Origin of the sequence: Pseudomonas sp. PGPPP1, from assembly GCF_002255865.1 — a bacterium.
GTDB classification, from domain to species: domain Bacteria; phylum Pseudomonadota; class Gammaproteobacteria; order Pseudomonadales; family Pseudomonadaceae; genus Aquipseudomonas; species Aquipseudomonas cremoris.
Genome location: NZ_NKIG01000004.1, coordinates 211,113 through 237,233 on the forward strand (window position 1 = coordinate 211,113; position 26,121 = coordinate 237,233).

Here is a 26,121-nt window from a genome sequence, read left to right on the forward strand (position 1 = left end):
TCTTGCGCAATTAATGGGCGCGGGCTTGGGTCACACGATCCACGAGGTACACCAGGCCGTGATAATCGATGCCGCCGTGCTGGCTAAGGCCGATCTCGCAGGTTCGGCTGGTGGAGATGCCTTCGCTGCAATATTGCACCGCATCCTTGAGCGTGCGCAGCGAGTGGGCGTTGAGTTCCGGGGTGGTGAAGCCCTTGTCACCGGCAAAGCCGCAACAGTGAATACCTTCTGGGATAACTACCGTTTTGGCGCAACGTCGAGCCAGGTCGATCAGGGTCTGGCTTTCTCCCAAGTGCTGGGTGCTGCAGGTGACGTGTACCGCGATGGGGGCTTCCTGTGGCGTGAAGTCCAGGCGATCCATCAAGTGTGTGCGGATGAAACGCACGGGGTCGTACAGGTCCATGCGCGTCTCGCCCAGGTCCTGGACAAGCCGTAAGGTGCAGGGGCTGGTGTCGCAATAGATTGGGTCGATCCCGCCACGGCTGGCGTGGAGCAGGGCGCCGATGAGTTCCTGGCGCTTGTGTTCGGCTTGTTCGGCATAGCCTTTGGACGCGAATGGCTGGCCGCAGCAGAGGCTGTCTTGGTTGTCGGGTGACACCACTTGGTAACCGGCTTTTTCCAACAGACCACGAGTTTTTTCGTACAGCGACATTTGCTCTTTATCACCGGCCGCTGGGCCCATGGCGCGTGAGACGCAGGCCGCCAGATAGACGACGCGTGGACGTTCATCGGCCACTGACGGGCTGAAACGGATGGCTTTTTCCGGCTGAGGCATGGCGTTGGTCCACTGCGGGATTTGCCCGTTGGACAGTTTGGTCACGCGGGCTGAAAGCTTTGCCAAGCGTGGTGCGCCTAACAACATGCGTGCACCGTTGGCGACATGCAGGGTAAAGCGCGCACCTTGCAGTGCGGTAGCGAAATGGTCGGCGAGCCATTCGGCGGTTTTCGTACGGTTGGCATCGCGGCTGCGCAGTTTTTTCACCAGGTCGCCGGTATTAATTCCTACGGGGCAGCGTTGCGCGCAGAGGCCGGTGGCTGCGCAGGTGTCGATGCCTTGATAGTGATAGGCGGCTTCCAGTTCGGTGGTGTCGATGCCTGCACGTTTCTTGGCTTGGATATCACGCCAGATCACGATGCGTTGGCGCGGGCTAAGCGTCAGCCCCTTGGACGGGCACACCGGTTCGCAGAACCCGCACTCGATGCACTTATCCACAAGCTCGTCGGCGGCGGGCAGAGGTTTGAGGTGCTTGAGGTGAATTTGCGGGTCTTCGCTGAGCACTACGTCCGGGTTGAGAATGCCATTGGGGTCCAGCAGGCGTTTGAGTTGCCACATGAGCTGATAGGCATCGCTGCCCCACTCGAGCTCGACGAACGGCGCCATATTGCGACCGGTGCCGTGTTCAGCCTTCAGCGAGCCGCCAAACTCTACCGCCACCAATTGTGCCACGTCGTCCATGAACGCCTGGTAGCGTGCGACCTCTTCCGCACTGTTGAAGCCTTGTGTGAAGACGAAGTGCAGATTGCCTTCCAGCGCGTGTCCGAAAAGAATGGCTTCGTCGTAGTGATGTTTGTCGAACAGTTCGATCAGGCGGTTTACGCCGAAGGCCAATTGCTCGACTGGAAAGGTGACGTCTTCGATGATCACCGTGGTGCCGGTTTTTCGCACGGCGCCGACGGCGGGAAAGGTGTCTTTGCGGATCGCCCACAGGCGGGCGTTCTCGACGGGGTCTTCGGTGAAGTCGACCTGTTTCTCCACGGGGAAACGGGCCAGGGATTCCATGATCAGAGCCAGTTGCTCATGCAACAGTGACGATGACGCCGCGCGGGATTCGATCAGCAGCGCGCAGGCATTTTCCGATAGGTGTTGTACGAATGCGGGCATGCCCGGTTTGTCCTGTACCGAACGCATGCTGCGCCGGTCCAGCAGTTCAACTGCAGAGACCGGCTGGGTTTTCAGTACGGTGACTGCATTGCAGCAGGTTTCCACATCCGGGAATACGATCAGCGCTGAGGCTTTGTTGGGGTGGTCGACCACGGTGTCGTAGGTGACCGCACTGATAAACCCCAGGGTGCCTTCGGAACCCACGAGCAGGTGGCTGAGGATATCCAGGGGGTCATCGAAATCCACCAGGGCGTTGAGTGACAGGCCGGTGGTATTTTTCAGGCGGTATTTGTGGCGGATTCTTGCTGCCAATTCGGCATTTGCCCGCGTCTCACGCCCGAGTGTTGCAAGCCGATCAAGCAGTGCGCCGTACTGCTGGCGAAACGCGTTGACGCTGGCTGCATCCTCCGTGTCCAGGCGGCTGCCGTCAGCCAGTACAAGACGGATGCCTGCCAAGGTGTGGTAGGTATTTTGCGCCGTGCCACAGCACATGCCGCTGGCGTTGTTGGCGACAATGCCGCCGATTTTGCAGGCATTGATTGACGCAGGGTCCGGCCCGATCTTGCGTCCGAACGGTGCCAACCAGGCGTTGGCCTGGGCACCGATTACCCCGGGCTGCAGGCGAATCTGCGTGCCCTGGCCCCGAATCTCGCGACCGTTCCAGTTGTCCCCCAGCACGATCAGCACCGAGTCGCTGATCGCCTGCCCGGAAAGGCTGGTGCCGGCAGCGCGAAAGGTCACCGGCACGTGGTCGCGTTGGGCCAGTTGCAGCAATGACACCACTTCGTCTTCTGACTCTACGCGGATCACTAGCTGTGGGATCAGTCGGTAAAAACTGGCATCGGTGCCGAATGCGAGTGTGGAAAGTGGGTCGTCGAAGCGTCGATCTTTTGGGATCAGGTGTGCGACATCGCTCAGAAAAGCAGCAGGCAGGCTCATCGGTCCTCCAGAAATAGCTGACGCCGGCGTGGATGTCCGGCGTCGATTCTTACCCTATTGCGTGCAGGTCTCAGTGCACCAGCATACCGGTGAACCAGTAAGCCTGGGCCAGGGTGATCAGCCCCACGATGGTGGCGAAGAACAAGCTGTGCTTGAGGGTGAAACGGAACAGGTCGGATTCTTTGCCCACCAGGCCGGTTGCGGCGCACGCCACGGCGATCGATTGCGGCGAGATCATCTTGCCGGTGACGCCGCCGCTGGTGTTTGCGGCAACCAAAAGGGTGTCGTTCACGCCGATCTGATGTGCAGTGGTGGCCTGCAGCGAGCTGAACAGGGCGTTGGACGAGGTGTCGGAGCCTGTCAGGAAAACCCCCAGCCAGCCGAGGAAAGGCGAGAAGAACGGGAAGGCAGCGCCAGTGCCGGCCAATACCAGGGCCATGGTCGAGGACATGCCGGAATAGTTGGTGACGAACGCAAACGCCAGCACCATGCCGATGGACAGGATTGGCCAGCGCAATTCGTAGAAGGTTTCTTTTAAAGTGGTCAGACCAGTTTTGATGCTGATCTTCAGCACGAGCATGGAAATCAGCGCGGAGAAGAAAATCGCGGTGCCGGTTGCCGAAATCGGGTCCAGCTTGAACACAGCCGGGATGGCAGTGGGGTTGGTCACGATCGGCGCGACTTTGATCACCAACTGATCCAGATGCGGGATCGCGAAGCTGAACACCCAGCTGTACATCGAGCCGCCGGCGGCGAACATCGCCTTGAACGGCTTGAGGGTCCAGATCGTCACTAGCACGGTGAGGATCAGGAACGGCGACCAGGCCTTGAAAATCTGCACCAGGCTGTAGGGCGATGCAATGGTGCTGCGTGGCAGGCCAAAGCCGCCGGCGCTGGCAGTGATCGCTGCGCTGGAGCTTGCGCCGGCAATCTGTGCGCCTGCGGTGCGCTTGGGCTGCCAGATTTTCAGGAACAGGGTCAAGGAGATCAGGCTGGCCAGGGCCGAGGTGATGTCCGGCAACTCTGGGCCGATGAAGTTGGAGGTGAAGTATTGGGTGATGGCAAAGCTCAGGCCCGCTACCAGTGCTGCAGGCCAGGTCTCACGCACGCCGCGTAGACCGTCCATCATGAACACCAGCCAGAACGGCACGAACAACGACAGTAGCGGTAGCTGGCGGCCAGTCATGGCGCCGATCTTGAACGCGTCGATGCCCGTGACTTGGCCGGCGACGATGATCGGGATGCCCAGGGCGCCGAAAGCAACCGGGGCGGTGTTGGCAATCAGGCACAGGCCTGCGGCGTACAGTGGGTTGAAACCCAGGCCTACCAGCAACGCTGCGGTGATCGCCACAGGTGCGCCGAAGCCCGCTGCGCCCTCCAGGAATGCGCCGAAGCAGAAGCCGATCAGCAGCACTTGCAGGCGCTGGTCGTCAGTGATCGAGAGGACGGAGCTACGGATAATCTCGAACTGACCGCTCTTGACGGTCAACTTGTAGAGGAACACGGCTGCGACGATGATCCACGCGATAGGCCACAGGCCATAAGCAAAGCCGTAACCGGCGGCGGCCAACGCCATGTCCACTGGCATCTGGAAAGCGAAAATCGCTACCAGGATCGACAGCGCCAACGTGATGCTGCCGGCCACGTGGCCTTTGAGGCGAAACACGGCCAGGGCCAGGAAGAAAAACACGATCGGGATTACGGCGGCCAATGCGGACAGGCCGAGGCTGCCGAGTGGGCTGTAGAGCTGTTGCCAGGTTTGCATATGGGGTGGCCCCTAATTGTTGTTGGTCAGGCACTTCGTAGTCGACTTGGATAATTGGTAAGACCAATTTACAATCGCTGTGGGCTAGGTTAAAAGCCTTCGGGTGGGTGTGTCAATTTGCCGCCCGCGAAACTTTCGTCGTAGGGCTGTTGATAGACGCTGCTGATCGGACAAAACGAGCGTGTTCTGATAGGTGTCGCAAGGGCTGCGATAAGCGAGAATAGAGGGCCCGGCGAGTGGTCGGGATGGTGGAGAAAGAGTTATGGGGTTTGATCAGGTGCGTCAGCGCCGTTTGTCTGACGATATTGTCGAGCAGCTTGAGGGCATGATCCTTGAGGGCACGCTGAAGTCGGGTGAGCGTTTGCCTGCCGAACGGGCGTTGGCCGAGCAGTTTGGTGTGTCGCGCCCGTCGTTGCGGGAGGCGATCCAAAAGCTGGCGGCCAAGGGATTGCTGGTGAGTCGTCAGGGTGGGGGTAACTATGTCGCCGAGTCCCTGGGTTCAACCTTCAGTGATCCGCTGTTGCACCTTTTGGAAAACAACTCGGAGGCTCAGCGTGACTTGCTGGAATTTCGTCAGACCCTGGAAGCATCTTGTGCCTATTACGCAGCGTTGCGTGCCACCGAAGTTGACCGTGAACGGCTGAAGGCTGCGTTTGAGGCGTTGCAGGATTGCTATGCCCGGGCTGATGAAGTGAGTCGAGCGGAGGAGGGGGCGGCGGATGCGAGTTTTCACTTGGCGATTGCCGAGGCGAGTCATAACGCCGTGTTGCTGCACACCATTCGTGGTTTGTTCGATCTGCTCAAGCGTAATGTGGTGACCAACATTGGTGGCATGTACCAGCAACGTACGGAAACCCGCGACATGCTGATCAGTCAGCATCGGGATTTGTATCTGGCGATTATCGAGGGGCGGGCAGAGCAGGCGCGCGAGGTGTCTACGCGTCACTTGCTGTATGTGCAGGAAGTATTGGAAGAGGTGCGCCAAGAGGTGCAGCGCGTTGCGCGTGCCGAGCGGCGTAAGGGAATGTAGCCAGGGGGCTTGCCCAAGGCTACATCGCTACAAGGATTATTCTTCCTTGCCCTTGTTGCGCACTGCGCGATGCAGTTCGCGATTGGAATCGCGCTCGCGCTCGGTATCGCGCTTGTCGTATTCCTTCTTGCCCTTGCCCAAGGCGATCTCGCACTTGACCAAATGCTTGCTCCAATACCAGGACAGGCAGACGCAGGCATAGCCTTTCTGCTGTACGGCGGCGGCGAGCTTGTCGATTTCGCGGGCATTGAGCAGCAGCTTGCGCGTGCGCACCGGGTCGGCAATCACGTGGGTGCTCGCGGTGGTCAGCGGAGTGATATGACTGCCGAGCAGCCATGCCTCGCCATCCTTGAGCAGCACATAACTGTCGACCAGCTGCAGCTTGCTGGCACGCAGACTCTTTACTTCCCAGCCGGCCAGGACCAGACCAGCCTCGAAACGATGTTCGATGAAGTAATCGTGTCGCGCCTTTTTATTTTGCGCGATGGTCCCTGTGGGGTGTTTCTTTTGTTTAGCCATAGGGGCGGCATTATAGGGAGTTGCGAGCGTGTCGGCTACGGTCAACCTGCGTGCTTGAGCGTGTTGGATGAATCCCGGACAATACAGGCAATTCTTTGGTTTTTTTCTTTCGCGGATCGGGCTGTTCTTTCGCGATGTTTGCCTCCGCAGTGGAAATGACGCACACATGACGACGCATATTCAACGTTCGGCGCTGCTGCCTTATCCGGCACAGGCGCTCTATGACCTGGTCAACGACGTGGCGCGTTACCCGGAATTCCTGCCTTGGTGCTCAACGGCCGAGGTGCTGGAAAGCAGTGATGAGCACATGGTCGCCAGCGTTGGCGTGGCGAAAGGCGGCCTGAGCCAGCACTTTGTTACGCGAAATGTGCTGGTGCCGGGTAAATCCATTGAAATGAATCTGCAGGAAGGGCCGTTCACCCAGCTGCATGGGGTGTGGGTGTTCAAAGCGCTGACCGACAAGGCCTGCAAGATCAGCCTGGACCTGTCATTTGATTACGCTGGCCCGATTGTGCGAGCGACGTTGGGGCCCTTGTTCAACCAAGCCGCCAATACGTTGGTGGATGCCTTCTGCCAGCGAGCCAAGCAACTGCATGGTTGAGATTGAAGTGGTGTATGCGGCCGTGGATCGTCAGGTTTTGCTGGCGGTGACGGTGCCCGAGGGGACTGGCTTGCGGGCAGCGGCGCAGGCGTCGGGGATCGCAGCTCATTTTCCTGAGCTGAATCTGGCGGATTGTCCCTTGGGTATATTCGGCAAGGTGGTCGCGGACGCGGAGCTGCGGGTTGTGCAGGCGGGTGATCGTATCGAGATCTACCGCCCCTTGCTGGTCGACCCTAAAGAGGTGCGCCGACTGCGTGCCGCCAAGGCGGCCTTGGCCAAACAGCAGAACTCATGAGTTTGCCAACCGGCAAATAGCAAAAAGCCCGGCATGCCGGGCTTTTTGTTGGGCGCCGCAAACTTATTGCGGGCTGGTGTCCAGAGGCTGTGGCGTCGGGACTGGGACAGTCTGCACGCCATCGACGTCTTTCTGGATCTTGTCGAGCAGCGAGCCTGGCTTGGCTGGCACTTCGGACTTCGGTTTCTCCGCTTCCTGCGCTGGCGCAGTCACGTTGGTACCGTTGTCCTTGCCAAGCAAGGCTTCATCACGGCTCACGCCGGGCATGAAGTCGCCGGAAAGGCTCACAAGCTGGTCATTGCCATTGAAAATGACACTGACGCGTTCCTGCTGGCGTTCACCGCCACCAGGCTGGATGCTGTAGAGATAATCCCAGCGATCAGCATGGAAAGTGTCGGTCAGCAGGGGATTGCCCATGATAAACCGTACTTGCCGTCGGGTCATTCCCGGGCGTAACTGGTCTATCATGTCCTGCGTGACGACATTGCCCTGCTGGATGTCGATTTTGTAAACCCCGGGGAATGAACAACCGGCGAGTGCGAGCAGTCCCACAAAGGTGAAACTGGTTAGCAAGAGCTTGGTGTTTTGCATCGGTGGGCGACTTCCACTATCTTGGCTGGGACAACGTAAACGCCGATCATACCCGTATTAAGAGAAGCTGCGAAGCAGCATCCGCGAGAAAGCTAACCATGGTTGAAAATAGCGAACTACGCAAAGCCGGTCTTAAAGTGACTCTGCCACGAGTCAAGATTCTACAAATGCTCGATTCTGCTGAGCAGCGCCACATGAGTGCCGAGGATGTCTACAAGGCGCTGATGGAGTCTAACGAGGACGTTGGCCTGGCCACGGTTTACCGTGTGCTGACCCAGTTTGAAGCCGCAGGGCTGGTGGTTCGTCATAATTTCGACGGCGGTCATGCGGTGTTCGAATTGGCTGACGGTGGTCACCACGACCACATGGTTGACCTGGATACCAACGAGGTTATCGAGTTCACCAGTCCAGAAATCGAACGCCTCCAGCACAAAATTGCTGAGGAGCATGGGTTCGATTTGGTTGACCACAATCTTGTGTTGTACATCCGTAAGAAAAAGTAAAAAGCGATGCAGATTCGCTCTGCAGAACGATCGAAGGCGACCTTAGGGTCGCCTTCGTGCTTTTTATAGAGGGAAAACTGTCAGTTCAGGCCTTTGTCGCGACGACCATTTTTTTCGCGTGTGCCAGGGACTCCTTGGTCAAGTCGATGCCCCCGAGCATCCGCGCCACTTCTTCTACGCGCTCTGACTTGTTCAGCTTGGAAACGGCTGTGTGTGTCGCATCGCTGCCGCGTACCTTGTGTACAAATAGATGCTGATGCCCTTGGGCTGCCACTTGTGGCAAGTGGGTCACCGTCAGCACCTGCCCCCGATCTCCAAGGCGCCGCAACAGTTGGCCAACAATTTCTGCTGTAGGCCCGCCGATTCCCACATCCACTTCATCGAATACCAGCGTTGGTACTCGCGAGGTTTGCGCAGTAATCACCTGAATCGCCAGGCTGATCCGCGACAGCTCGCCGCCAGACGCCACTTTTGCCAGTGCCTTGAGTGGTTGCCCGGGGTTGGCGCTGACCAGCAGCTCAACCTGTTCCATGCCATGAGGTTGCAGTTCATTGCTGGCGTTGGCGCGTAACTCAATGGTGAAGCGCCCACCTGGCATGCCTAGGCGCTGAATCTCAAGTTCCACGGCGCTGGCTAGGCCGGTGGCTGCCTGCTGTCGCAGGTCGCTCAGTTCGCGTGCTTTTTCTTGATAGTGGCGTGCGAAGGAGGCGAGTTCATCGCCAAGTCGTTCGATGGACTCGTCATTTGCGTTCAGGGTTTCGATTTCATCCAGCAGTTTCTGCTGCAGGGTGGCCACTTCGGTCGGCTGGATTCTATGTTTGCGCGCCAGGGTATAAATAGTGTCCAGGCGTTCTTCTATTTCCTGCAGTCGCGCAGGGTCGGCATCGAAATGATCCAGGAAGCGATTCAACTCTCCCACGGCTTCTTCTACCTGGATCTGCGCACTGGTCAGCAGGGTGGTTGCTTCGCTCAGTGAGCCAGAGGCGCTGTTCACGCTGGACAGGCGATTGAGGCTGGCGGTCAGTGCATTAAGAACATTGCCGGAATCGCTTTCGCTGCATTGCTCGACGACTTGGCGGCAGATGCCCAGCAGGCTTTCGGCGTTGGTCAGGTTCTTGTGTTCCTGCTCAAGCTGTTCCAGCTCGGTCTCGCCCAGGCCAAGGCTTTCCAGTTCTTCAAGTTGATAGCTGAGTAGTTGATGGCGAGCGCGCTGTTCGTCACCGGAGTTGGAGAGGCGCTCCAGTTCCTGGCGGGTTTGGCGCCAGCGCTGTGAGGCCAGCTGTACTTGTCGGGCAAGGTCGGTGGCGCCGGCATACTCGTCGAGCAGGCGGCGGTGGGTGTCGGTTTTCAGTAGGGATTGATGCTCGTGCTGGCTGTGGATATCAATCAGCAGCTCGCCCAGGGCTTTCAAGTCGCCCAAGGGGCATGGCGTGCCGTTGATATAGCCGCGGGAGCGCCCTTCGGCGGTGATTACCCGGCGCAGGATGCAGGGACCATCGTTGTTAAGGTCGCGCTCGGCCAACCAGGCTTCGGCTTCGGGAATGTCTGCCAGATCAAAGGTGGCCAGGATATCGGCTTTGTCCGCGCCAGGACGCACGACGCCGCTGTCGGCGCGGTCACCCAGGGTAAGGCCCAAGGCGTCAAGCATGATCGACTTGCCGGCACCGGTCTCGCCTGTGATTACGCTCATCCCGCGATCCAGTTCAAGGTCCAGATGTTCAACGATGGCGTAGTTATGTACAGACAGGTGCACGAGCATGACGGGCGCTCCCAGGCTTTAGGTCTGGTTATTTATACAGTGTTTTATTCGGGGGTGACAATCCTGACGCTTAGCTCGATTTGCTTGATTGCCCGACTTTTTTAGCGCGATGTGGAATGGGCGCGAAGGAATTGACCCGCCTCACTCGAAAGACTTTTGGTAACCCTTGCGCTCTTGAACCTGGAAATTGTGGCCCCATATACCGGAACAGAAGCGCGAGTTGAGTTCGCGCATGATTTTGAAAGGAGAAAACTATGGCTGACGAACAGACGCAGGATACGCAAACTCCAAACGCCAATTCGGCTGCCGGTGATGAGCTGGCGACCCGTGTGCAAGTGCTCGAAGAGCAATTGGCTGCTGCGCAGGACCAGTCTTTGCGTGTTGCCGCCGATCTGCAGAACGTCCGCCGTCGTGCCGAGCAGGATGTAGAAAAAGCTCACAAGTTTGCGCTGGAAAAATTCGCCAACGATCTGCTGCCGATCATCGACAGCCTTGAGCGTGGCCTTGAATTGTCCAATCCGGACGACGAAAACATCCGTCCAATGCGCGAAGGGATCGAACTGACCCTGAAAATGTTCCAGGACACCCTGAAGCGTTATCAGTTGGAAGCTATCGACCCGCAAGGCGGCGAGCCTTTCAATGCTGAGCATCATCAGGCCATGGCCATGCAGGAAAGCCATGATCTTGAGCCGAACAGTGTATTGAAGGTGTTCCAGAAGGGTTATCAGTTGAACGGTCGCTTGCTGCGTCCGGCGATGGTGGTGGTGAGCAAGGCTCCTGCACCTGTTTCGCCTTCTATTGATGAGCAGGCTTGAAATTAGCCTTAGCGGCCCCATCTATAAGTCAAGCGTTTAAGTGCTACCGCAGTTAGCCACCACTGCTGCGGCAACCAAATTCAAGTTTCGGGAGAGTAAATCATGGGCAAAATTATCGGTATCGACCTGGGGACCACCAACTCCTGTGTCTCCGTGCTGGAAAACGGCGTTGCAAAAGTAATCGAAAACGCCGAAGGCGCACGTACCACTCCGTCGATCATTGCTTACGCCAACGACGGTGAAATCCTTGTTGGTCAGTCGGCCAAGCGTCAGGCTGTCACTAACCCGCATAACACCCTGTACGCGGTTAAGCGTCTGATCGGTCGTAAGTTCGACGAAGAAGTCGTGCAGAAAGACATCAAGATGGTCCCTTACAAAATCGCCAAGGCTGACAACGGTGACGCCTGGGTTGAAGTAAACGGCCAGAAAATGTCGCCGCCGCAAATCTCGGCTGAAATCTTGAAAAAGATGAAGAAAACCGCCGAAGACTACCTCGGTGAAGCAGTGACTGAAGCGGTCATCACCGTTCCGGCCTACTTCAACGACAGCCAGCGCCAGGCGACCAAAGACGCCGGCCGCATCGCGGGCCTGGACGTAAAACGTATCATCAACGAGCCAACCGCAGCCGCTCTGGCTTACGGTATGGACAAGGCCAAAGGCGACCACACTGTGATCGTTTATGACCTGGGTGGCGGTACTTTCGACGTCTCCGTTATCGAGATCGCTGAAGTTGACGGCGAGCACCAGTTTGAAGTGTTGGCCACCAACGGTGACACCTTCCTGGGTGGTGAAGACTTTGACATTCGTCTGATCGATTACCTCGTTGACGAATTCAAGAAAGAAAGCGGCATGAACCTTAAAGGTGACCCGCTGGCGATGCAGCGTCTGAAAGAAGCTGCTGAAAAGGCGAAGATCGAGCTGTCTTCTGCTCAGTCGACCGACGTGAACCTGCCGTACATCACTGCAGACGCTACCGGTCCTAAGCACTTGAACGTGAAGATCTCGCGCGCCAAGCTGGAAGCGCTGGTTGAAGACCTGGTTCAACGCACCATCGAACCTTGCCGCATCGCGCTGAAAGACTCCGGTATCGACGTGGGTGCTATCAACGACGTGATCCTGGTTGGCGGTCAGACCCGTATGCCACTGGTTCAGAAGTTGGTAACCGAGTTCTTCGGTAAAGAAGCACGTAAAGACGTGAACCCGGACGAAGCTGTTGCCATGGGTGCTGCTATCCAGGGCGCGGTACTGGCCGGTGACGTGAAAGACGTGCTGCTGCTGGACGTTAGCCCGCTGACCCTGGGTATCGAAACCATGGGTGGCGTGATGACTGCGCTGATCGAGAAAAACACCACGATTCCTACCAAGAAATCGCAAGTGTTCTCGACTGCCGACGACAACCAAGGCGCTGTGACCATTCACGTGCTGCAAGGTGAGCGTAAGCAGGCTGCTCAGAACAAGTCCCTGGGCAAGTTCGACCTGGCTGAGATTCCACCAGCACCACGTGGCGTGCCACAAATCGAAGTGACCTTCGACATCGACGCCAACGGCATTCTGCACGTTGGCGCGAAAGACAAGGCTACCGGCAAAGAGCAGAAAATCACGATCAAGGCCAACTCCGGTCTGTCTGATGAAGAAATTCAACAGATGATCCGTGATGCTGAAGCCAACGCTGATGCGGACGCCAAGTTTGCTGAGCTGGCCGGCGCGCGTAACCAGGGCGATGCACTGGTTCACTCGACACGTAAAATGGTCGCTGATGCTGGCGACAAAGTGACTGCCGAGGAGAAGACTGCAATCGAAGCTGCCGTGGTTGCCCTGGAAGCCGCTATCAAAGGCGACGACAAGGCTGCTATCGAAGCCAAGGTTGAGGAGCTGTCCAAGGTCTCCGCGCCGGTTGCTCAGAAAATGTACGCCGAACAAGGCCAGCCGGCTGAAGGTGCTGCGCAACACGCAGAGCCTGAAGCCAAGCACGATGATGTTGTCGATGCCGAGTTCGAAGAAGTCAAAGACCAGAAGTAAGTTGGTCGCCCGGTTGACCGCTATCAAGCGGTGACTGGTAGGATGTCGCCGCGCGGGAGCTTGCTCCCGCGTTGGCGTGTCTGGGGTATGCGAATTTTTACAGCATGCGACAGCTGTCGGGTGCTGGCGGTGTGATTGGGAAAGCTCCTGCTTCCTGAGCGATATATACCGCGTTTTTTGGCTGGGTCTCGGCTAAAAGTAGTAACGACCAGGATCGTTGAATTGACGTGAGTTGGGTCCGGGCCTGTATTGGGGCTCAACGAGTTTGGCAAGGCTCAGGAGGGTCTGGCTGAACGTCCTTAAGAGTGCAAAGACTTATGGCAAAGCGTGACTATTACGTAGTGTTGGGTGTGGAGCGCAGCTCCAGCGAGGCGGACCTGAAGAAGGCTTATCGCCGCCTGGCGATGAAGCACCACCCGGACCGTAATCCGGATAGCAAAGAATCCGAAGAGTTGTTCAAAGAGGCCAACGAGGCCTACGAATGCCTGTCTGATCCCAATAAGCGTGCGGCCTACGACCAGTATGGCCATGCTGGTGTCGACCCGAGCATGGGTGGCGGCGGTGCCGGTTTTGGTGGTCAGAACTTCTCCGATATCTTCGGTGATGTATTCAGCGACTTCTTCGGCGGTGGCCGTGGTGGTCAGCGTGGTGGTGCCCAGCGTGGCAGTGATCTGCGCTACACCCTGGAGCTGAACCTGGAAGAGGCCGTGCGCGGCACTAGCGTCAATATCCGTGTACCGACGCTGGTGAACTGCAAGCCGTGCGATGGTTCGGGTGCCAAGAAAGGTTCCTCGCCGATCACGTGCCCTACGTGCGGCGGTATCGGCCAGGTGCGTATGCAGCAGGGCTTCTTCTCGGTGCAGCAGACCTGCCCGCGTTGCCATGGCCAAGGCAAGATCATTTCCGATCCGTGCGACTCCTGCCACGGCGAAGGCCGCGTCGAAGAGTACAAGACTCTTTCGGTGAAAGTGCCAGCGGGTGTTGATACTGGCGACCGCATTCGTCTGTCGGGCGAAGGCGAGGCGGGTACGCAAGGTGGTCCTACCGGCGACTTGTACGTGGTGATCAATGTGCGTGAGCATTCGATCTTCCAGCGTGACGGCAAGCATCTGTTCTGCGAAGTGCCTATCAGCTTTGTCGATGCGGCCCTGGGTGGCGAGCTGGAGATTCCGACCCTTGATGGTCGGGTGAAGCTCAAGATTCCTGAGGGTACCCAGACCGGCAAGCAGTTCCGTATCCGTGGCAAAGGCGTTGCGCCGGTGCGCGGTGGTGGTGCTGGCGACCTGATGTGTCGTGTGGCGATAGAAACACCGGTCAACCTGAATCGCCGCCAGCGTGAGCTGCTTGAAGAATTCCGCAGCTCGTTGGAGGGTGATGACTCGCACTCGCCAAAGACCACGGGCTTTTTCGATGGCGTGAAGCGCTTTTTCGGCGACCTGTAAGGGATGAGTATGCGACGTATAGCCGTGATGGGCGCTGCAGGGCGCATGGGTAAAACCCTGGTTGAAGCAGTGCAGCAGCGCTCGCCGGCTTCCGGGCTGACGGCAGCAATTGTGCGCCCGGGCAGCACGCTGATCGGTGCAGATGCTGGTGAGCTGGCCTCGCTGGGGCGTATCGGCGTTTCGTTGTCTGGCAGCCTGGAGCAGGTCGCTGACGAGTTCGATGTGCTGATCGACTTCACCCTGCCGGACGTGATGCTGAAAAACCTGGCGTTTTGCCGCAAGGCAGGCAAGGCCATGGTGATTGGTACTACGGGTTTGACGGCTGAGCAGAAGCAAGTGCTGGTGGAGGCGGGCAAGGATATCCCTGTGGTGTTTGCTGCCAACTTCAGTGTCGGTGTGAACCTGTCGCTCAAGTTGCTGGATCTGGCTGCGCGCGTGTTAGGTGATGAGGCGGATATCGAAATCATCGAGACCCATCATCGTCACAAGATCGACGCGCCGTCGGGTACTGCGTTGCGCATGGGTGAGGCGATTGCCGATGCGTTGGGTCGCGATTTGTCGAAAGTGGCTGTGTATGGTCGCGAGGGTCATACCGGTGAGCGCGCACGTGACACCATTGGCTTTGCGACTGTTCGTGGTGGCGATGTGGTGGGTGATCACACCGTGCTGTTTGCCACTGAGGGTGAGCGCCTGGAAATCACGCACAAAGCGTCAAGTCGCATGACGTTTGCCAAGGGTGCGGTACGTGCTGCACTCTGGTTGGAAGGTCGCGAGCCTGGTCTGTATGACATGCGCGACGTGCTTGATCTGCACTAATCAGTAGCTAAATCGGGGTCTCAGGCTTATCCTAAGGCCCCGTTTTTACCCGCTAAGCGACGTCCTGTCGCATTCCCCTGCCTTTAAGGCTCATTAGCGGTGGACCAAAAAAGCCTTTTTCTGTAAGCTACAGCTTTAGTGTGTCCACTAAAAGCGCGCAGAATAATTCAGTGAACAAGCGGGGTGACGTGTCCATACGTCACTCCGCTTTTTTACAACCTGCGATCGCCCTTTCAGGCTTTATTTACGGGAGGTCTTCTTGACTAAGCCAGCCATACTCGCCCTTGCTGATGGCAGCATTTTTCGCGGCGAAGCCATTGGAGCCGACGGTCAAACCGTTGGAGAGGTGGTGTTTAACACCGCCATGACCGGCTATCAGGAAATCCTTACCGATCCTTCCTACGCCCAACAGATCGTTACCCTGACCTATCCGCACATCGGCAACACCGGTACTACACCGGAAGACGTCGAGTCTGATCGTGTCTGGTCGGCTGGCTTGGTCATTCGTGACCTGCCATTGGTTGCGAGCAACTGGCGTAACACGATGTCGCTGTCCGATTACCTGAAAGCCAACAACGTTGTGGCGATCGCCGGTATCGATACGCGCCGCCTGACACGCATCCTGCGTGAAAAAGGCTCGCAGAACGGCTGCATCATGGTTGGCGACGATATTTCCGAAGCGGCGGCTATCGCTGCAGCTCAGGGTTTCCCTGGCCTGAAAGGCATGGACCTGGCGAAAGTCGTCAGCGTCAAAGAGAAGTACGAGTGGCGCTCCACTGTCTGGGACTTGAAGACTGACAGCCACGCGACCATCGAAGCCGCTGACTTGCCGTACCACGTTGTGGCCTATGACTACGGCGTTAAGTACAACATCCTGCGCATGCTGGTTGAGCGCGGCTGCCGCGTTACTGTAGTTCCAGCGCAAACCCCGGCCAGCGACGTGCTGGCGCTGCAGCCGGATGGCGTGTTCTTGTCCAACGGCCCGGGTGACCCTGAGCCTTGCGACTACGCCATCCAGGCGATCAAGGAAGTGCTGGAAACCGAGATTCCGGTATTCGGCATCTGCCTCGGTCACCAGCTGCTGGCACTGGCCTCTGGTGCCAAGACCCTGAAAATGGGTCACGGTCACCATGGTGCCAACCACCCTGTGCAAGACCTGGACACCGGCGTTGTGATGATCACCAGCCAAAACCACGGTTTTGCGGTGGATGAAGCGACCTTGCCGAGCAACGTGCGCGCCATTCACAAGTCGCTGTTCGACGGTTCCCTGCAGGGTATCGAGCGCACCGACAAGAGCGCGTTCAGCTTCCAGGGCCACCCTGAAGCCAGCCCGGGCCCGAACGACGTAGCACCGCTGTTCGACCGTTTCATCAATGAGATGGCCAAGCGACGCTAACTGAGTGGCTTGCAGGCGGCCCCGAACCTCGGTGGCCCCTGCAGGCTCTTCAAAGATTGTTCAAGACGGCTTGCCGACTGACCTGCGGATTTGAGTGACAAACCCATGCCAAAACGTACAGACATAAAAAGCATCCTGATTCTCGGCGCTGGCCCGATCGTGATCGGCCAGGCCTGCGAATTCGACTACTCCGGCGCCCAGGCCTGTAAAGCCCTGCGCGAAGAGGGCTACCGCGTCATCCTGGTGAACTCTAACCCAGCCACCATCATGACCGACCCGGCGATGGCCGACGCCACCTACATCGAGCCGATCAAGTGGCAGACCGTTGCCAAGATCATCGAGAAAGAGCGTCCAGACGCACTGCTGCCAACCATGGGCGGCCAGACCGCTCTGAACTGCGCCCTGGACCTGGAGCGCGAAGGCGTCCTGGAAAAGTTCGGCGTAGAGATGATCGGTGCCAATGCCGACACCATCGACAAGGCTGAAGACCGTTCGCGTTTCGACAAGGCCATGAAGTCCATCGGCCTGGCGTGCCCGCGCTCCGGTATCGCCCACAGCATGGAAGAGGCCAACGCGGTCCTCGAGACCCTGGGTTTCCCGTGCATCATCCGTCCGTCCTTCACCATGGGCGGCACCGGTGGCGGTATCGCCTACAACCGTGAAGAGTTCGAAGAAATCTGCGCCCGTGGTCTGGACCTGTCGCCGACCAAAGAGCTGCTGATCGACGAATCCCTGATCGGTTGGAAAGAATATGAGATGGAGGTTGTCCGCGATAAGAAGGACAACTGCATCATCGTCTGCTCCATCGAAAACTTCGACCCGATGGGCGTGCACACCGGTGACTCGATCACCGTTGCGCCAGCACAGACCCTGACCGACAAGGAATACCAGATCCTGCGTAACGCCTCCCTGGCGGTACTGCGCGAGATCGGCGTGGAAACCGGCGGTTCCAACGTTCAGTTCGGCATCTGCCCGGACACCGGCCGTATGGTCGTGATCGAGATGAACCCGCGTGTATCCCGTTCGTCGGCCCTGGCTTCGAAAGCCACCGGCTTCCCGATCGCCAAGGTCGCTGCCAAGCTGGCTGTGGGTTACACCCTGGACGAGCTGTCGAACGATATCACCGGTGGCAAGACCCCGGCGTCCTTCGAGCCGTCCATCGACTACGTCGTCACCAAGCTGCCACGTTTTGCTTTCGAGAAATTCGCCAAGGCTGATGCACGCCTGACGACTCAAATGAAGTCGGTGGGTGAAGTGATGGCCATCGGCCGTACCTTCCAGGAGTCTCTGCAGAAAGCCCTGCGCGGCCTGGAAGTCGGTGTTTGCGGCCTGGACGAGAAACTCGACCTGAGCAACCCGGAAAGCATGAGCGTGCTCAAGCGTGAGCTGACCGTGCCGGGCGCCGAGCGTATCTGGTACGTGGCGGATGCCTTCCGTGCCGGCCTGAGTGTCGAAGACATCTTCGGCATGAACATGATCGACCCGTGGTTCCTCGTTCAGATCGAAGACCTGATCAAGGAAGAAGAGAAGGTCAAGACCTTGGGTCTGGCCAGCATCGACCGCGACATGATGTTCCGCCTCAAGCGCAAAGGTTTCTCCGACCAGCGTCTGGCCAAACTGCTGGGTGTGACCGAGAAGAACCTGCGTACTCATCGTCACAAGCTGGAGATCTTCCCGGTCTACAAGCGCGTTGACACCTGCGCTGCCGAGTTCTCCACCGACACCGCCTACCTGTACTCCACCTACGAGGAAGAGTGCGAAGCAGCGCCGTCGGGTCGCGACAAGATCATGATCCTGGGTGGCGGTCCTAACCGTATCGGCCAGGGTATCGAGTTCGACTATTGCTGCGTACACGCCGCCCTCGCCCTGCGCGAAGACGGGTACGAGACCATCATGGTCAACTGCAACCCGGAAACTGTTTCCACCGACTACGACACCTCCGATCGCTTGTACTTCGAGCCAGTGACCCTGGAAGACGTATTGGAAATCGTGCGCGTCGAGAAGCCAAAAGGCGTGATCGTCCAGTACGGCGGCCAAACCCCGCTGAAATTGGCTCGTGCTCTGGAAGCCGCCGGCGTACCGATCATCGGTACCAGCCCGGACGCTATCGACCGTGCCGAAGACCGTGAGCGTTTCCAGCAAATGGTTGAGCGCCTGAACCTGCGTCAGCCGCCAAACGCCACCGTGCGTAGCGAAGACGAAGCCATCCGTGCCGCCAGCAAGATCGGCTACCCGTTGGTAGTGCGTCCGTCCTACGTACTGGGCGGTCGTGCGATGGAAATCGTCTACGAAGAAGAAGAGCTCAAGCGCTACCTGCGTGATGCAGTGAAAGTGTCCAACGACAGCCCGGTGCTGCTGGACCACTTCCTCAACTGCGCCATTGAAATGGACGTGGATGCTGTTTGCGACGGTACCGACGTGGTGATCGGCGCGATCATGCAGCACATCGAACAGGCTGGCGTTCACTCCGGTGACTCCGCTTGCTCGCTGCCGCCTTACTCGCTGCCGGCACACATCCAGGACGAGATGCGTGAGCAGGTCAAGAAAATGGCCCTGGAGTTGGGGGTTGTCGGCCTGATGAACGTGCAGTTGGCGCTGCAGGGCGAAGACATCTACGTCATCGAAGTGAACCCACGTGCTTCGCGTACCGTGCCGTTTGTTTCCAAGTGCATCGGTGTCTCCCTGGCCATGATCGCTGCCCGCGTGATGGCCGGTAAGACCTTGAAAGAAATCGGCTTCACCAAGGAAATCATTCCGAACTTCTACAGCGTGAAAGAGGCGGTGTTCCCATTCGCCAAATTCCCTGGCGTGGACCCGATCCTGGGCCCAGAGATGAAGTCCACCGGTGAAGTCATGGGCGTGGGCGATACCTTTGGTGAAGCGTTCGCCAAGGCCCAGATGGGTGCAAGCGAAGTGCTGCCGACCGGCGGTACTGCGTTCATCAGCGTGCGCGATGACGACAAGCCGCTGGTTGCAGGCGTAGCCCGTGATCTGATCAACTTGGGCTTCGAAGTCGTGGCCACCGCCGGGACCGCCAAGCTGATCGAAGCTGCCGGCCTGAAAGTGCGTCGCGTGAACAAGGTGACGGAAGGCCGTCCGCACGTGGTCGACATGATCAAGAATGACGAAGTCACGCTGATCATCAACACCACCGAAGGTCGCCAGTCGATCGCGGATTCCTACTCCATTCGTCGTAACGCCTTGCAGCACAAGATTTACTGCACCACCACCATTGCTGCTGGCGAAGCCATCTGCGAAGCGCTCAAGTTCGGTCCGGAAAAGACCGTGCGTCGCTTGCAAGATCTACACGCAGGATTGAAGGCATGACCAAATACCCAATGACCGTCCAGGGCTTCAAGGCCCTGGAAGAGGAGCACGCCCATCTGACCAAGGTCGTCCGTCCGAAGCTGAGCCAGGACATCGGTACGGCCCGCGAGTTGGGTGACTTGAAGGAGAACGCTGAATACCACGCTGCTCGTGAGCAGCAGGGAATGGTCGAGGCGCGCATTCGTGATATCGAAGGCCGCCTGCAGAACTCGGTGGTCATCGACGTCACGACCATTCCGAAGACCGGCAAGGTGATTTTCGGCACTACCGTGGAAATCGCCAACGTCGAGACTGACGAAAGTGTGGTCTACCACATCGTTGGTGAGGACGAGGCTGACTTCAAACTCGGCAAGATCTCTGTTGGTTCGCCGCTCGCCCGCGCCTTGATTGCCAAGGAAGAGGGTGATGTTGTGGCCGTGAAAACGCCTGGTGGCGTGATCGAGTACGAGATTGTCGAAGTTCGTCACGTCTGAAAGGCGGCGCCCGCTACGTGCGGGCGCCATGCTTTGGCAGCTCTCCCAGATGCTTTGGGTGGGTGGCCTGTGGTTGCTGCACATTGGTGTTTTACCGGCGCTGGGCCTGATTGGCCTGGCACCGTTGCTGATCGATGAGATCGACGGATTACTGAGTGCGTTGCTGGTGGGTTTTGCGGCGGCGTGCGTGATGGTCCAGGCGTTGGTGCTGGTCAAGGCTGAAGGCTTGGGAAGTTTGTGGCGGGATATTCGCGGGCAACTGCTGTTGATGGCGCTGTATGCGTGTGCAATGTATTGCATTGTGCATGTCTGGCTGCCGGAAGCGTTGCGCTGGCAGTTATTCAGCTATCTTGTGCTAGGGTTCTCCGGCTTGGTGTTGGTTATGCAGCCAGCACCGGGATGGAGTGGCAGGGCGCGCGAAGCACGCCCGTGACCCTTTGAATCATTTGAAGCGATGAACGTTCGACAGTTGCTTGTTGACGCTGAAGTTCTTGCGATACAGCAGCGCCATCTTGCCGATGACCTGGACCAGGTCTGCTTTGCCAACCTTGCACAGTTCTGCAATGGCAGCCAGGCGTGCTTCGCGGTCGAGGATATTGACCTTGATCTTGATCAGTTCGTGATCGTTCAGTGCGCGTTCGAATTCGGCTAACACACCCTCAGTCAAACCGTTGTCTGCCACAATCAGAACTGGTTTCAGATGGTGGCCAATGGATTTGTACTGTTTCTTCTGCTCTTGAGTGAGCGGCATAATCTGACCCCTGCGTCTGATCTTGTAAAAAGCGGCGGCCAGTTTACCCGAGCGAGTCCGGGACCGCCCAGTTAATCACGACCCGTTTTATTTTTCGAGGTGGCCCGTGGCCCGTTCCAAAACTAGTCTTAAGTGGCTGCAAGAGCATTTCAACGATCCTTACGTCAAAAAGGCGCAGAAGGACGGTTACCGTTCCCGTGCCAGCTACAAATTGCTGGAGCTTCAGGACAAGGACAAATTGTTTCGCCCTGGCATGAGTGTGATTGACCTGGGCGCCGCCCCGGGTGGCTGGTCCCAAGTGGCCAGTCGTCTGATTGGTGGGCAAGGTCGTTTGATCGCCTCTGACATCCTTGAGATGGACAGCATCCCGGACGTGACCTTTGTGCACGGTGACTTTACCCAGGACGCCGTATTGGCAGAGATCCTGGAAGCTGTGGGAAATTCGCAGGTAGACCTTGTGATTTCCGACATGGCCCCCAATATGAGTGGATTACCGGCTGTTGATATGCCGCGAGCCATGTTCCTGTGCGAATTGGCATTGGATCTGGCGGGGCGGGTATTGCGTCCGGGTGGTGATTTCCTGGTCAAGGTCTTCCAGGGTGAAGGCTTCGACGAGTACCACAAGAACATCCGCAAGCTGTTCGACAAGGTGCAGATGCGCAAACCGGACTCTTCCCGGGACCGGTCTCGCGAGCAATATCTGTTGGCGCGGGGGTTCCGCGGCATCGAAGGCGCTGCCAGTGATGAGCGTCTTTGAAGGTTTGAAGGGAGTCGATAGGTTTTTTTATATCGCTTTCGTCACGAAGCTTTACGAATATTGTGTAGTCAAAGTTTCACAAAGGGTTACAGACGGCGCCTGCCAGAGTTGTAGGTAATGTAGTAAGTTAGGCCGGTGAATATCATGCGAAGCGCGCGCCAGTAGCGGAGCTTGCTTCAGAGGGTAGTTAATTGAACGATATGGCAAAGAATCTGATCCTGTGGTTGATCATCGCGGCTGTCCTGGTGACGGTGATGAACAACTTCTCCAGCCCTAACGAGCCGCAGACCCTCAACTATTCCGACTTCATCCAGCAAGTTAAGGATGGCAAGGTCGAGCGCGTAGCGGTTGATGGCTATGTGATCACCGGCAAACGCAACGATGGCGACAGCTTCAAGACCATTCGTCCGGCAATTCAGGACAATGGCCTGATCGGCGACCTGGTGGATAACCACGTGGTTGTCGAAGGCAAGCAACCCGAGCAGCAAAGCATCTGGACCCAGTTGTTGGTAGCCAGCTTCCCGATCCTGGTGATTATTGCCGTGTTCATGTTCTTCATGCGCCAGATGCAAGGCGGTGCGGGAGGCAAGGGTGGGCCGATGAGTTTCGGCAAGAGCAAGGCGCGCCTGCTTTCGGAAGATCAGGTGAAGACCACCTTGGCTGACGTCGCAGGCTGCGATGAAGCGAAGGAAGAAGTTGGCGAGTTGGTCGAATTCCTGCGCGATCCAGGCAAGTTCCAGCGCCTGGGTGGCCGCATTCCACGCGGCGTACTGATGGTCGGTCCTCCTGGTACCGGTAAAACCTTGCTGGCAAAGGCGATTGCTGGCGAAGCCAAAGTGCCGTTCTTCACCATTTCCGGCTCTGACTTCGTCGAGATGTTCGTCGGCGTGGGCGCCAGCCGTGTCCGCGACATGTTTGAGCAGGCCAAGAAGCACGCGCCATGCATCATCTTCATCGATGAAATCGACGCCGTTGGTCGCCATCGTGGCGCCGGCATGGGCGGCGGTCATGATGAGCGTGAGCAGACCCTCAACCAATTGCTGGTTGAGATGGACGGCTTCGAAATGAACGACGGTATCATCGTCATCGCTGCAACCAACCGTCCGGACGTATTGGACCCTGCGTTGCTGCGTCCAGGCCGTTTCGACCGCCAGGTCGTCGTTGGCCTGCCGGATATCCGTGGTCGTGAACAGATCCTGAAAGTACATATGCGCAAAGTACCAATGGGTGACGACGTGGCTCCTGCCGTGATCGCTCGTGGTACGCCAGGCTTCTCCGGTGCTGACCTGGCTAACCTGGTGAACGAGGCCTCGCTGTTTGCAGCCCGTACCGGCAAGCGCATCGTTGAAATGAAAGAGTTCGAATTGGCAAAAGACAAGATCATGATGGGCGCCGAGCGCAAGTCCATGGTCATGTCCGAGAAAGAAAAGCAGAACACCGCTTATCACGAAGCGGGTCATGCCATTGTTGGTCGTGTTGTGCCTGAGCATGACCCGGTCTACAAGGTTTCGATCATTCCTCGTGGTCGGGCGTTGGGTGTCACTATGTTCCTGCCTGAAGAGGATCGTTACAGCCTCTCCAAGCGTGCGTTGATCAGTCAGATTTGCTCGCTGTACGGTGGTCGGATTGCCGAGGAAATGACCCTGGGCTTTGACGGTGTGACCACCGGCGCTTCCAACGACATCATGCGTGCCAGCCAGATTGCGCGAAACATGGTGACCAAGTGGGGGTTGTCGGAAAAACTTGGCCCGTTGATGTATGCCGAGGAAGAAGGCGAAGTGTTCCTGGGTCGTGGCGGTGGTGGTCAAAGTGCTAGCTTCTCCGGTGAGACAGCCAAGCTGATCGACTCCGAAGTGCGCAGCATCATTGATCAGTGCTACGGCACGGCCAAGCAGATCCTGACCGACAATCGCGACAAGCTGGATGCGATGGCTGACGCGCTGATGAAGTACGAGACCATTGATGCCGATCAGATCGACGACATCATGGCAGGTCGCGCACCTCGCGAGCCTCGCGATTGGGAAGGCGGTTCGGGTACCTCTGGCACTCCACCAGTGGTTCAGAATGAACGCCCTGAAACCCCGATCGGCGGTCCGGCGGCTGACCACTAAGGTTTGAAATGACTTCTGTGTCGTCCTCAACCCGGTTGCCTTGCGGCAACCGGGTTCTTGATTTGGCCCATACGCATGTCATGGGTATTCTCAACGTAACCCCCGACTCCTTTTCCGATGGCGGCCGCTTCGCTCAGCTTGATGCTGCGCTGCGTCATGCCGAGGCTATGGTGCTGGCGGGCGCAACCTTGATTGATGTGGGTGGCGAGTCCACCCGGCCGGGTGCGCGCGTGGTTTCTCCTCTGGAGGAGCTTGAGCGGGTTGCCCCGATTGTCGAGCGCATTGCCCGTGAGTTGGATGTGATCATTTCGGTGGATACTTCGACGCCCTCAGTGATGCGCGAAACGGCGCGCCTGGGCGCGGGTTTGATCAACGATGTGCGCTCATTGCAGCGTGATGGTGCCCTGGACGCTGCTGCCGCTACAGGCTTGCCGGTTTGTCTGATGCATATGCTGGGGGAGCCCGGGAATATGCAGGACAGTCCGCACTACGACGATCTACTGGGTGATGTGAGCGGGTTCCTTGCCGAGCGAGTTGCTCAGTGTGCCCGGGTGGGAATTGCTCCCGAGAAAATCATTCTCGATCCTGGGTTTGGCTTCGCGAAGACATTGCAGCACAATTTGAGTCTGTTCAAACACATGGAATCCCTGCATGCCCTGGGTCGGCCGTTATTGGTCGGGGTTTCGCGCAAGAGCATGATAGGGCTGGCCTTGAATCGTCCGGTGGGTGAGCGGCTGTATGGTGGGCTCGCGCTTGCAGCGCTTGCGGTGACCAAGGGTGCGCGTATCTTGCGTGTACATGATGTTGCCGAGACCGTGGATGTGGTGCGCATGATCGCCGCCGTAGAATCAGCCCAATAAGAATGATGGAGCGCTTATGACTAAAAAATACTTTGGCACCGACGGAATCCGTGGTCGGGTCGGCGAATTTCCGATTACTCCTGATTTTATGCTCAAGCTGGGTTGGGCGGCAGGTATGGCGTTCCGTAGCATGGGCGCCTGCCGCATCCTGGTGGGGAAAGACACGCGCATTTCGGGTTATATGTTCGAGTCTGCATTGGAGGCTGGTCTGTCTGCTGCCGGTGCTGACGTGATGCTGTTGGGGCCGATGCCAACCCCAGCGATCGCTTACCTGACACGTACCTTTCACGCTGAGGCGGGCATTGTGATCAGTGCGTCGCACAATCCTCATGATGATAACGGTATCAAGTTCTTCTCGGGCCAAGGCACCAAGTTGCCTGACGAGATCGAACTGATGATCGAGGAATTGTTGGACGCGCCGATGACTGTCGTGGACTCCAGCAAGCTCGGCAAAGTGTCGCGCATCAACGATGCTTCGGGTCGGTACATCGAGTTCTGCAAGAGCAGCGTGCCGAGCAGCACCAGTTTTGCGGGCTTGAAGCTTGTAGTCGACTGCGCCCACGGCGCGACCTACAAGGTGGCGCCGAGCGTGTTCAAGGAGTTGGGCGCACAGGTGACGGTCTTGTCCGCCCAGCCAGATGGTTTGAACATCAACGAAAACTGCGGCTCGACCCATATGGAGCAATTGCAGGCGGCTGTGTTGGCCGAGCATGCTGATCTGGGTATCGCGTTCGATGGTGACGGCGACCGCGTGTTGATGGTTGACCAGACGGGCGCGATTGTCGACGGTGATGAGCTGCTGTTCATTATTGCTCGTGACATGCATGAGCGTAACAAGCTGCAGGGCGGTGTCGTCGGGACCCTGATGAGTAATCTGGGCTTGGAGCTCGCCCTGGCGGACTTGGGAATTCCCTTTGTACGGGCGAACGTGGGTGACCGCTATGTCATCGCAGAGCTGCTTGAGCGCAACTGGCTGGTGGGTGGTGAGAACTCCGGGCATGTAGTCTGCTTCCAGCACACCACTACCGGTGACGCGATTATTGCGGCGCTGCAGGTGCTGATGGCGCTTCGGACTCGCGGCGAGAGTTTGGCTCAGGCGCGCCAAGCGTTGCGCAAATGTCCTCAAGTGCTGCTCAACGTACGCTTCGCTGGCGGCGAAAACCCAATCGATCATCCTGCTGTCAAGGAAGCGTGCGAGCGCGTGACCCTTGCCATGGCTGGGCGTGGGCGAGTGCTATTGCGCAAGTCCGGCACAGAGCCTTTGGTGCGCGTCATGGTCGAAGGTGAAGACGAAGTGCAGGTTCGCGGCCATGCCGAAGACCTGGCAAAACTGGTAACTGAAATTTGCGCCTGAATTCGGCTTGCCAGTGATGATGTGGTTGGGTAACATCTGCGCCCACTTTGACCGACGAGGTACAGCATGCGTCGCACTATGGTAGCTGGTAACTGGAAGATGCACGGTACCCGCGC

The 26,121-nt window shown here is 57.9% G+C and carries 22 protein-coding genes; 16 read left to right on the forward strand and 6 right to left on the reverse strand.

From position 1 onward, the window contains the following. Positions 1–10 precede the first annotated feature (10 nt). Both CFE47_RS08560 and CFE47_RS08565 read right to left on the reverse strand, forming a co-directional pair. The gene (locus CFE47_RS08560) at positions 11–2,821 is read right to left on the reverse strand and encodes an FAD-binding and (Fe-S)-binding domain-containing protein (protein ID WP_286836274.1); all 2,811 of its coding nucleotides are present in this window, start codon (positions 2,819–2,821) and stop codon (positions 11–13) included. 70 nt (positions 2,822–2,891) lie between these two features. Continuing rightward, positions 2,892–4,586, reverse strand: coding sequence for a lactate permease LctP family transporter (locus CFE47_RS08565; RefSeq protein WP_286836275.1), 1,695 nt, complete (start codon positions 4,584–4,586; stop codon positions 2,892–2,894). A 262-nt stretch (positions 4,587–4,848) separates the two neighbouring features. Between CFE47_RS08565 and CFE47_RS08570 the strand changes: the two genes are divergently transcribed. Further along, a complete protein-coding gene (locus tag CFE47_RS08570; RefSeq protein WP_286836276.1) occupies positions 4,849–5,616 on the forward strand; it encodes a GntR family transcriptional regulator in 768 nt (255 codons plus the stop codon). A gap of 36 nt (positions 5,617–5,652) precedes the next feature. Here the strand turns inward: CFE47_RS08570 and smpB are convergent, their stop codons facing one another. Then, positions 5,653–6,135 (reverse strand): SsrA-binding protein SmpB, encoded by a 483-nt coding sequence (gene smpB, locus CFE47_RS08575; RefSeq protein WP_060752280.1) that lies wholly within the window; start codon positions 6,133–6,135, stop codon positions 5,653–5,655. Positions 6,136–6,301: 166 nt separating this feature from the next. On the opposite strand from smpB, the gene CFE47_RS08580 reads away from it, so the two are divergent. Beyond that, entirely contained in the window at positions 6,302–6,736 is a 435-nt protein-coding gene (locus CFE47_RS08580) for a type II toxin-antitoxin system RatA family toxin (protein WP_005791512.1), read from the forward strand. Beyond that, positions 6,729–7,031, forward strand: coding sequence for an RnfH family protein (locus CFE47_RS08585; protein ID WP_286836277.1), 303 nt, complete (start codon positions 6,729–6,731; stop codon positions 7,029–7,031). The genes CFE47_RS08580 and CFE47_RS08585 overlap by 8 nt, the downstream gene beginning before the upstream one ends. A 63-nt stretch (positions 7,032–7,094) precedes the next feature. On the opposite strand, the gene CFE47_RS08590 is transcribed toward CFE47_RS08585, so the two are convergent. Further along, positions 7,095–7,622: an outer membrane protein assembly factor BamE gene (locus CFE47_RS08590; RefSeq protein WP_105698706.1), complete on the reverse strand. Its 528-nt coding sequence runs from the start codon at positions 7,620–7,622 to the stop codon at positions 7,095–7,097. Between the two features lie 98 nt (positions 7,623–7,720). On the opposite strand from CFE47_RS08590, the gene fur reads away from it, so the two are divergent. Then, the gene (gene fur, locus CFE47_RS08595) at positions 7,721–8,125 is read left to right on the forward strand and encodes a ferric iron uptake transcriptional regulator (RefSeq protein ID WP_185708686.1); all 405 of its coding nucleotides are present in this window, start codon (positions 7,721–7,723) and stop codon (positions 8,123–8,125) included. 85 nt (positions 8,126–8,210) lie between these two features. On the opposite strand, the gene recN is transcribed toward fur, so the two are convergent. Further along, positions 8,211–9,884, reverse strand: coding sequence for a DNA repair protein RecN (gene recN / locus CFE47_RS08600; RefSeq protein WP_286836278.1), 1,674 nt, complete (start codon positions 9,882–9,884; stop codon positions 8,211–8,213). Positions 9,885–10,138: 254 nt separating this feature from the next. Between recN and grpE the strand changes: the two genes are divergently transcribed. The 8 genes from grpE (at position 10,139) to CFE47_RS08640 (ending at position 20,605) form a co-directional block, all read left to right on the forward strand. After that, positions 10,139–10,699 (forward strand): nucleotide exchange factor GrpE, encoded by a 561-nt coding sequence (gene grpE / locus CFE47_RS08605; protein ID WP_185708496.1) that lies wholly within the window; start codon positions 10,139–10,141, stop codon positions 10,697–10,699. A 102-nt stretch (positions 10,700–10,801) separates the two neighbouring features. Beyond that, complete coding sequence (gene dnaK / locus CFE47_RS08610; protein ID WP_286836279.1) at positions 10,802–12,718, forward strand: molecular chaperone DnaK; 1,917 nt, start codon at positions 10,802–10,804, stop codon at positions 12,716–12,718. 317 nt (positions 12,719–13,035) lie between these two features. After that, positions 13,036–14,160: a molecular chaperone DnaJ gene (gene dnaJ / locus CFE47_RS08615; protein WP_286836280.1), complete on the forward strand. Its 1,125-nt coding sequence runs from the start codon at positions 13,036–13,038 to the stop codon at positions 14,158–14,160. A gap of 9 nt (positions 14,161–14,169) precedes the next feature. Then, positions 14,170–14,976 carry a 4-hydroxy-tetrahydrodipicolinate reductase gene (gene dapB / locus CFE47_RS08620; protein ID WP_286836281.1) on the forward strand — a complete coding sequence of 269 codons (807 nt, stop codon included), beginning with the start codon at positions 14,170–14,172 and terminating at the stop codon, positions 14,974–14,976. Positions 14,977–15,235: 259 nt separating this feature from the next. Next, entirely contained in the window at positions 15,236–16,372 is a 1,137-nt protein-coding gene (gene carA / locus CFE47_RS08625) for a glutamine-hydrolyzing carbamoyl-phosphate synthase small subunit (RefSeq protein WP_159956129.1), read from the forward strand. 105 nt (positions 16,373–16,477) lie between these two features. Then, entirely contained in the window at positions 16,478–19,699 is a 3,222-nt protein-coding gene (gene carB / locus CFE47_RS08630) for a carbamoyl-phosphate synthase large subunit (RefSeq protein ID WP_286836282.1), read from the forward strand. Then, the gene (gene greA, locus CFE47_RS08635; RefSeq protein ID WP_003235048.1) at positions 19,696–20,172 is read left to right on the forward strand and encodes a transcription elongation factor GreA; all 477 of its coding nucleotides are present in this window, start codon (positions 19,696–19,698) and stop codon (positions 20,170–20,172) included. The genes carB and greA overlap by 4 nt, the downstream gene beginning before the upstream one ends. Positions 20,173–20,200: 28 nt before the next feature. Further along, a complete protein-coding gene (locus tag CFE47_RS08640) occupies positions 20,201–20,605 on the forward strand; it encodes an MFS transporter (protein ID WP_286836283.1) in 405 nt (134 codons plus the stop codon). A 9-nt stretch (positions 20,606–20,614) separates the two neighbouring features. Here CFE47_RS08640 and CFE47_RS08645 read toward each other — a convergent pair whose 3' ends face one another. After that, positions 20,615–20,923 (reverse strand): YhbY family RNA-binding protein, encoded by a 309-nt coding sequence (locus tag CFE47_RS08645; RefSeq protein WP_010206607.1) that lies wholly within the window; start codon positions 20,921–20,923, stop codon positions 20,615–20,617. 106 nt (positions 20,924–21,029) lie between these two features. Between CFE47_RS08645 and rlmE the strand changes: the two genes are divergently transcribed. From rlmE to glmM, 4 genes are all read left to right on the forward strand, one after another. After that, a complete protein-coding gene (gene rlmE / locus CFE47_RS08650; RefSeq protein WP_010206606.1) occupies positions 21,030–21,680 on the forward strand; it encodes a 23S rRNA (uridine(2552)-2'-O)-methyltransferase RlmE in 651 nt (216 codons plus the stop codon). A 200-nt stretch (positions 21,681–21,880) separates the two neighbouring features. After that, a complete protein-coding gene (gene ftsH, locus CFE47_RS08655) occupies positions 21,881–23,791 on the forward strand; it encodes an ATP-dependent zinc metalloprotease FtsH (RefSeq protein WP_043205904.1) in 1,911 nt (636 codons plus the stop codon). 8 nt (positions 23,792–23,799) lie between these two features. After that, entirely contained in the window at positions 23,800–24,651 is an 852-nt protein-coding gene (folP, locus tag CFE47_RS08660) for a dihydropteroate synthase (protein ID WP_286836284.1), read from the forward strand. Between the two features lie 16 nt (positions 24,652–24,667). Continuing rightward, on the forward strand, positions 24,668–26,005 hold the full coding sequence (gene glmM / locus CFE47_RS08665) for a phosphoglucosamine mutase (protein WP_286836285.1): 1,338 nt from the start codon (positions 24,668–24,670) through the stop codon (positions 26,003–26,005). Positions 26,006–26,121: the final 116 nt, after the last annotated feature.

Excerpts from the sequence above, each read along its gene's own strand:
- CFE47_RS08570 (WP_286836276.1), top strand. The coding sequence starts at position 4,849 with ATGGGGTTTGATCAGGTGCGTCAGCGCCGTTTGTCTGACGATATTGTC.
- carB (WP_286836282.1), top strand. The coding sequence starts at position 16,478 with ATGCCAAAACGTACAGACATAAAAAGCATCCTGATTCTCGGCGCTGGC.
- CFE47_RS08640 (WP_286836283.1), top strand. The coding sequence starts at position 20,201 with ATGCTTTGGCAGCTCTCCCAGATGCTTTGGGTGGGTGGCCTGTGGTTG.
- CFE47_RS08590 (WP_105698706.1), bottom strand. The coding sequence starts at position 7,622 with ATGCAAAACACCAAGCTCTTGCTAACCAGTTTCACCTTTGTGGGACTG.
- dnaK (WP_286836279.1), top strand. The coding sequence starts at position 10,802 with ATGGGCAAAATTATCGGTATCGACCTGGGGACCACCAACTCCTGTGTC.
- grpE (WP_185708496.1), top strand. The coding sequence starts at position 10,139 with ATGGCTGACGAACAGACGCAGGATACGCAAACTCCAAACGCCAATTCG.
- dnaJ (WP_286836280.1), top strand. The coding sequence starts at position 13,036 with ATGGCAAAGCGTGACTATTACGTAGTGTTGGGTGTGGAGCGCAGCTCC.
- fur (WP_185708686.1), top strand. The coding sequence starts at position 7,721 with ATGGTTGAAAATAGCGAACTACGCAAAGCCGGTCTTAAAGTGACTCTG.
- smpB (WP_060752280.1), bottom strand. The coding sequence starts at position 6,135 with ATGGCTAAACAAAAGAAACACCCCACAGGGACCATCGCGCAAAATAAA.
- greA (WP_003235048.1), top strand. The coding sequence starts at position 19,696 with ATGACCAAATACCCAATGACCGTCCAGGGCTTCAAGGCCCTGGAAGAG.
- glmM (WP_286836285.1), top strand. The coding sequence starts at position 24,668 with ATGACTAAAAAATACTTTGGCACCGACGGAATCCGTGGTCGGGTCGGC.
- CFE47_RS08565 (WP_286836275.1), bottom strand. The coding sequence starts at position 4,586 with ATGCAAACCTGGCAACAGCTCTACAGCCCACTCGGCAGCCTCGGCCTG.
- ftsH (WP_043205904.1), top strand. The coding sequence starts at position 21,881 with ATGGCAAAGAATCTGATCCTGTGGTTGATCATCGCGGCTGTCCTGGTG.
- CFE47_RS08580 (WP_005791512.1), top strand. The coding sequence starts at position 6,302 with ATGACGACGCATATTCAACGTTCGGCGCTGCTGCCTTATCCGGCACAG.
- CFE47_RS08645 (WP_010206607.1), bottom strand. The coding sequence starts at position 20,923 with ATGCCGCTCACTCAAGAGCAGAAGAAACAGTACAAATCCATTGGCCAC.
- CFE47_RS08560 (WP_286836274.1), bottom strand. The coding sequence starts at position 2,821 with ATGAGCCTGCCTGCTGCTTTTCTGAGCGATGTCGCACACCTGATCCCA.
- folP (WP_286836284.1), top strand. The coding sequence starts at position 23,800 with ATGACTTCTGTGTCGTCCTCAACCCGGTTGCCTTGCGGCAACCGGGTT.
- recN (WP_286836278.1), bottom strand. The coding sequence starts at position 9,884 with ATGCTCGTGCACCTGTCTGTACATAACTACGCCATCGTTGAACATCTG.
- dapB (WP_286836281.1), top strand. The coding sequence starts at position 14,170 with ATGCGACGTATAGCCGTGATGGGCGCTGCAGGGCGCATGGGTAAAACC.
- CFE47_RS08585 (WP_286836277.1), top strand. The coding sequence starts at position 6,729 with ATGGTTGAGATTGAAGTGGTGTATGCGGCCGTGGATCGTCAGGTTTTG.